Source organism: Acinetobacter sp. YH16032 (assembly GCF_013417345.1).
In the GTDB taxonomy this organism is placed as follows: Bacteria; Pseudomonadota; Gammaproteobacteria; order Pseudomonadales; family Moraxellaceae; genus Acinetobacter.
The window spans coordinates 1-1,328 of the sequence record NZ_VPEE01000154.1; the positions used below are offsets into that span (position 1 = coordinate 1).

Annotated in this window: 1 protein-coding gene; it reads right to left on the minus strand. The window is 38.7% G+C overall.

The genetic code is table 11. The features are described 5' to 3' along the window. Window positions 1–1,328: MobA/MobL family protein (locus tag FTV32_RS17105; RefSeq protein WP_257227659.1), on the minus strand; the 1,328-nt coding region annotated here is incomplete at both ends.

The following is a 1,328-nucleotide window of genomic DNA, read 5'->3' on the forward strand; positions in this document are numbered from 1 at the left end:
GATAGGTTTCATATCATCATTAAAATCATGCAGGGTATCGAAAGAGTGAACGTACTCTCGTTTTAGCTTTTGCCAGAAAGTGGGTTTTATCGTTGGTCGTTCAATCCCATTATTTTCCAGTATCTCTGAGCATTGGCCTAAGCGTTGGACGACATTCTCAATATCGTATTCTTTAGCAAGTTGTTCGACCTCGGTTGCGTATTCTCTCCAGTTCTCATTTTTTGCCTGTTCTACTGATTTTTCAGTCGCATAAAAATCAGGTTTTTTTATATCTCTGTAAGTATGATGATAAGAGTCATAAAACAAATTATTGTTATGTAGGTAAAAATCGCTTTTGTTTTCTGCTAACCATCGTTTTGTCTTGGTGAGATTTGATTCAATCTGCTTTTGATTATCAGCAGCATTGCTTTGAATGGTGTAAAACTGATTGGCAAATTCTGCATAAATATCCTGGCACCGAATGAAGTCATCATATGCGTTGTCGATCTGTTGAACCTGTTGTTCTTGCAGGCGTTCTTCTTCTAGGTTGAGATTTACTAATTCTGCTAAAAGCTCTTTTTCTTCTGCTTCGGTTAACTGAAGTTCGTTTTCCAGCTGGGTAATCTGATCTTCTAATCGACTTGGAACAATAATTTCTTGATCAAGGCCCTTGATGATCTGTTGGTATTCTCGTGCAGCATCTAAATTTTTGGCTTTGATTGCATCATTTTCAAGTGCAATTCTTGGTAGCACAATTTCAGTGTTACGTTCTTCAAGCGGTCTTTTTTGTTCCTCGTCATATTGTCTGCGAAGTGCTGTAGCTTCATGCCCTTCATGATGAGTGGGTTCAAGAAAGTCTAAGCCCTGATCCTTGTAACTCCGGTGGTCGATGCGTTCGTCTAGTCCGGCATTTTCCAATACTGTGTTTACAACATTGGCAAAAGTTGCTCGGCTGTCCTTCAGGATCTCGGGACCATGGTCGTTGAAGATTCTTTGTTTCTTTCCTAATTCGCCTTTTTCATTGATGAGTCTGGTCGTGAACATCATGTGTACGTGATAGTTTTTATTATTGGTTTCATCGTTATGTTCATGTGGTGCATGGATGCAGGCATCGACAATAACATTGTGCTTGTTCACAAAGTCTCGGCAAAAGTCATCAACGATTTTTATGCGTTCTGCATCTGTTAATTCATGTGGTAAAGCACAGATATATTCTTTGGCGAGTCGTGCATTGGCTTTCATTGAGCCATTGGCATTGAATTCTTTTTTTTCTACTGTATTCCAAAGTGTTTGACGGTCTAAAAGTTTTGTATTGGTATGTTCTGGTGCATAAATATTTTTGTATTCAA